Annotated in this window: 4 protein-coding genes; 1 reads left to right on the top strand and 3 read right to left on the bottom strand. The window is 69.3% G+C overall.

The features are described from left to right. Window positions 1-226: 226 nt before the first annotated feature. Window positions 227-1,411 (top strand): glycerophosphodiester phosphodiesterase family protein, encoded by a 1,185-nt coding sequence (locus AB0F68_RS35075; protein ID WP_357346166.1) that lies wholly within the window; start codon window positions 227-229, stop codon window positions 1,409-1,411. Window positions 1,412-1,491: 80 nt separating this feature from the next. Here AB0F68_RS35075 and AB0F68_RS35070 read toward each other — a convergent pair whose 3' ends face one another. Genes AB0F68_RS35070 through AB0F68_RS35060 form a run of 3 tightly spaced genes read right to left on the bottom strand, consistent with a single transcriptional unit; the run spans window position 1,492 to window position 4,714 of the window. Then, on the bottom strand, window positions 1,492-2,874 hold the full coding sequence (locus AB0F68_RS35070; RefSeq protein WP_357346164.1) for an ABC transporter substrate-binding protein: 1,383 nt from the start codon (window positions 2,872-2,874) through the stop codon (window positions 1,492-1,494). 47 nt (window positions 2,875-2,921) lie between these two features. Further along, window positions 2,922-3,752, bottom strand: a complete 831-nt coding sequence (locus tag AB0F68_RS35065; protein ID WP_357346162.1) for a carbohydrate ABC transporter permease — start codon at window positions 3,750-3,752, stop codon at window positions 2,922-2,924. Then, window positions 3,749-4,714 carry a sugar ABC transporter permease gene (locus tag AB0F68_RS35060; protein ID WP_357346160.1) on the bottom strand — a complete coding sequence of 322 codons (966 nt, stop codon included), beginning with the start codon at window positions 4,712-4,714 and terminating at the stop codon, window positions 3,749-3,751. The genes AB0F68_RS35065 and AB0F68_RS35060 overlap by 4 nt, the downstream gene beginning before the upstream one ends. Between the last annotated feature and the right edge of the window lie 271 nt (window positions 4,715-4,985).

The following is a 4,985-nucleotide window of genomic DNA, read 5'->3' as shown; positions in this document are numbered from 1 at the left end:
CACCTCCCCGGTGCCGGCCAGTCCCGACGTGACCCCCGCCGCCCACACCAGGCGGCGCGAGGATCAGTTGGCCCGCGGAGGCCCGCCCCACCACCCGATGGGGAGTCGCTCGCCCAAAGGCGAGGATCCACAACACCCACCGGACACCCGGTGAACGTTAGTGGACACCGCACTAGGGTCAGGCGGAAGCCGACGGCGTCGACCCCGTTCCCCAGGGAGTTCTTGGATGAGCACGAGTCCGTCATCTAGGCCCACCCGTCACGCCGGGCCGACGGTCGCGCCGGCTCCGCGGGCAGGCGCGACCCCGCCGGTCAGGCGGGCCGCGACGTACGCGCACCGGGGATCGTCCGGGATGGCCCCGGAGAACACCGCCGCCGCCTTCGAGCTGGCGATCGCCGAGGGCGCCGACTACGTCGAGACCGACGTGCAGCTCAGCGCCGACGGGGAGCTGGTGATCATTCACGATGTGACGCTCGCCCGCACCACCGACGCCCGGCTGGCGTTTGCCGACCGCGCGCCGTGGAACGTGCACGACTTCACTCTCGCCGAGCTGAAGAAGCTCGACGTCGGGGGTTGGTACGCGGAGGAGTTCACCGGCCAGCGCATCCTCACCTTGGACGAACTGCTCGACCTGCTCGACGGCCGGGTCGGCCTGAACCTTGAGCTGAAGTCGCCGGCGCTGAACCCCGGGCTGGCGCCGGCGGTCGCCGCGCGGCTACGCGGGCGCCGCGACTGGATCGAGCCGGGCGCTGGGCGGCGGCCGCTGATCGTCGGGTCCTTCGACGAGCAGGCCGTCCGGGACTTCCACACGCAGCTTCCCGACGTCCCGGTCTCGCTGATCACCTACGAGGTGCCGGCCGGCGGGCGGCTGGCGGACCTCGCCGAGTGGATCTTTTCCGTCAACCCGGACATCCGCCGGCTGCGGCCCGAGGACGCCGCCCGGGTCGTCGAGGCGGGCATGGCGCTGGTGCCGTGGACGGTCGACTCGCCGGCCCTCTGGCGACGGGCCCTGGACCTCGGCGTCGCCGGCATGATCACCAACTACCCGTACGCGCTGAAGGAGATGCTGCACGGCGGCGAACCGGTGCCCGGTGCGGCGGGCGTGGTCATCTCCGACGTCAGGTACCACTCCCCCGGCGAGCACGTCGTCCTGCGCAACGTCTCCGACCAGCCGGTGGACGTCAGCGGCTGGTACCTGCGTAACCAGGCGTCCGACCGGATCGTGGTGGGCGACGGCTACGTCATCGCGCCGGGCGGGCTGCTGCGGGTGCACACCGGCCCGGGCGACGACGACCCGGCCGCCTGTCACAACGGGCGCACCACGGCGTTCTGGAACGGCACGCACGGCGACTCCGCAGGGTTGCACCGCGCCGACGGCACCATCGTCGACCTGTACGCGTACGCCGTCTGAGCGCCCCGAACCCGGAGCAGCGACGACGAGGGGCCGGCTCCGCCGGAGCCGGCCCCTCGCGCCGAGGTGGTGAATGCTGGTCAGCTGACCGACTTGTTGTAACTGTCGATCGCGGGCTGGACGCTCGCCGCCGCGTCCTTCATCGCCTGGTCGGCCGGCTTGCTACCGACGATCGCCGCCTCCAGGCCGTCCTCGGAAGCCTTGCGGGCCTGCGGCATGACGCCGAGCAGGCAGCCGGCCGACGCGACCGACGGCGGCAGTGCGTGCAGCTGGTCCACGGCGGTCTTGAACTGCGGGTACTGCGCCACCCAGTCCTTGTCGATCTGCTCGTCGAGCGCCTTGGCGTTGACCGGCACGTACCCGGTGCCGGTGTGCCACTTGGCCTGCTGGTCCGCGCGCACGGCGAACTTCACGAACTCCCAGGCGGCCCGCTTCTCCTTGTCGCTGTGCCCGACGCCGTTGATCCACAACGAGGCGCCGCCGATGATCGGGCCGCCCGTCGCCGAGCTGCTCGCCTTCGGGTACGGCGCGGTGAGCACGGTGAACTTGCCCTTGGCCGCGTCGATGTAGCCGCGCATGGCGCCCGTGGACTCCAGGTGCATCGCCACCGTGCCGGCCTTGAAGGCAGCCTGGGCATCGTCGGTCTTGCGGCCGGTGTTCGTCGCGTAGCCGCCCTTCACCAGGTCCGCCCACCACTGCGCGACGCGCACGCCGGTCTCCTGGTCGAACTGCACCTTCGTGGCGAGGCCCTTGCGGCCGTTGCCGTTGTCGCAGTACTCCTTGCCGTCGGTGGCGATTAGCTGCTCCACCAGCCAGCCGTAGATGGCGGCGCCGAAGCCGTACTGGACGGTCTTGCCGCCGGCGTCCTTGACGGTCAGCTTCTTCGCCATCTCCCCGAGCTCGTCGAGGTTCTGCGGCGGCTTCGTCGGGTCGAGGCCGGCCCGGACGAAGGCCTCCTTGTTCAGGTACAGCAGCGGGGTGGACGTGTTGAACGGCATCGACTGGAGCTTGCCGTCGATCGAGTAGTAGTTGGCGATGTTCGGCTCGATGTCGCCCGCGTTGAACTTGTCCTTGTCGATGAACTTGTGCATCGGCACGGTCTGCTTGGAGTCGACCATGAAGCGGGAGCCGATGTCGTAGATCTGCACCAGCGCGGGCGTGCTCTTCTGCTGCACCGAGGCCTTGTACTTCGCGATCGTCTCGTCGTAGTTGCCCTGGTAGATGGCCTTGACCTCGGCCTTGCCACCGCTCTGGGCGTTGAAGTCGGCGACCAGCTTGTCGATCGCCGCGGCGTTGGCGCCCTTCATGCCGTGCCAGAACTCGATGGTGGTCTTGTCGGTGGCCTTCTCGAGCACCTCCGCGCCGGGCGCTTCGAGCGCGTCCTTGCCGGAATCGGTGCCGGACCCGGAACCACCGCACGCCGTCAGCGCGGCGGCGGCTACAAGGGCGACGAATGCCGTCATGCTCCGGCGGAGCCTAGGGTGTCTCACGGGTTTCTCCTCTTTGAGAGTTAACGCACCGCGCCGGCGGTGAGGCCGCGAACGATGTAGCGCTGGCCGAAGAGCACGACGGCCAGGGTGGGCAGCAGGGACAGCGCGACGCCGGCGAGGACGAGGCCCGGTTGCGCCGCCTCGGCGTCGTTGAGCTGCGAGATGCCGATCTGCAGCGTCTGGTACTCCGAGTCGCGGATCAGGATCAGCGGCCAGAAGTACTGGTTCCAGGCGGACAGGAAGACGTAGACCCCGACCGCCGCGATCGACGGCTTGGACAGCGGCACGATGATCCGCCACAACAGGCGCCAGTGACCGCACCCGTCGATCGCCGCCGCGTCCCGCAGCTCGGTGGGGAACTGCAGGAAGGCCTGACGCAGCAGGAACGTGCCGAACGCCGAAGCGAGGAAGGGCAGCACGAGACCGAGGTAGGTCATCCCGCCCCGCGCCAGGCCCCAGCCGGAGATGGCCAGGTAGTTGGGGATGATGATCGCTTCCCACGGCACCATGAGGGTGGCGAGGAACAACGCGAAGGTCACCGCCTTCGCCGGCAGGCGAAGGAACGCGAAGGCGTACGCGGCCAGGATGCTGGTGATGATCTGGGCCACCGTGATGGCCCCGGCCTGGACGGCGGAGTTGACGTAGAAGCGACCGAGCGGCACCGAGCGGAAGACGTCGCTGATGTTCTGCCAGTGCAGTTCGTGCGGCACCAGCGCGGGCGGGTAGGTCGCCAGGTCACCGGGACCCATCACGGCGCCGACGAAGCCGTAGTAGATGGGGAACAGGACCGGGATCGCGGCCAGGCCGAGCACGACGTAGACGGCGGCCTGCCCGAAACTGAACTTCTTCATCGATAGTGGACCCGCCGCTCGAGGATGCCGAACTGGACGGCCGTACAGCCGAGCATGACGACCAGCAGCACGACGGCCTGAGCACTGGCTGATCCAAAGTCGGAGGAACCGAAGGCGAACGCCTTCTCGTAGATCGAGTAGACCAGCGTCGTCGTGGCCTGGTCCGGGCCGCCCTTGGTCAGGATGTGGATCTGTCCGAAGCTCTGCAACGCGTGGATCGTCGACACCACGACGAGGAAGAACAGCTGCGGAGAGAGCAGCGGCACGGTGATCCGGGACGCCAGCCGCCAGCCGGTCGCGCCGTCCAGCCGCGCCGCCTCGACCACCTCGGGCGAGATCGCCGCGACGCCGGCGGAGAGCACGAGGACGTTGTAACCGAAGTTCATCCACACCGTCGCGGCGCAGACGGCGGGCAGCGCGATCGACGGGTCGGTGAGCCAGTTGACCCGGTCGATCCCGAGGGATCCGAGCACGCCGTTCGCCACGCCGATCGCCGGGTTGTAGATGACGGCGAAGACGACCGACGCGGTCGCCACCGAGAAGGCGAAGGGCAGCGCGAACGCGGTGCGCAGCACCCGTACGCCCCGGATGCGCGCCTCCAATAGCAGCACCACGAACAGCGCGCCCAGGACGGCCGGCACCACGGACAACAGCGTGAACAGGCCCGTCGTGGCCAGCACCTTGCCGAAGTCGGCGGACAGCATCTCCCGGTAGTGCTCCGCACCGACGTACACCGACGGGGCGCCGAAGAGGTCGTTGCCGTGCACGGACAGATACAGGGTGCGGCCCAGCGGCCAGAACACGAACAGCGCGAAGACCACGACCGACGGCAGCAGCAGAAGCCACCCGAGACCCGATTCGGTGAAGCGCGCGGTCTCTCGTCGTCGGACGGTGGGGCGGGTGGACTCTGTGGTCGGCGCGCGGTCATCCGGTGGGGCGCTGACGGTATGCGGGGGTGGCACGGCAGCACAGTACCAACGGCACGGATCGAAAGAAATCCTTCTGCGCAGGACCCGGAGCTGGAAGTTCTTTCCGCTGGTGGCGGCGGGTAAAAGACCTCGTCACCACCAGCGAGCGAAGGCCGCTGAGACCAAGGTCCACCCAACCCGGCGAGATCAAGGAACTCCTGGTGGTGGGCCCCCCGGGGGCGGGGGCCCCCCCCCGCCCCATATTGTGCCACGTCGGGGGGGTGCCGGTGGGGGAGGGGGCGGCCGACCCCGGGGCCCGGAAAAT

The organism is Micromonospora sp. NPDC023966, from assembly GCF_040639095.1.
GTDB lineage: Bacteria > Actinomycetota > Actinomycetes > Mycobacteriales > Micromonosporaceae > Micromonospora.
Note: the sequence above shows the minus strand (reverse complement) of the source record. Positions and strands in the feature narration are given on the sequence as shown.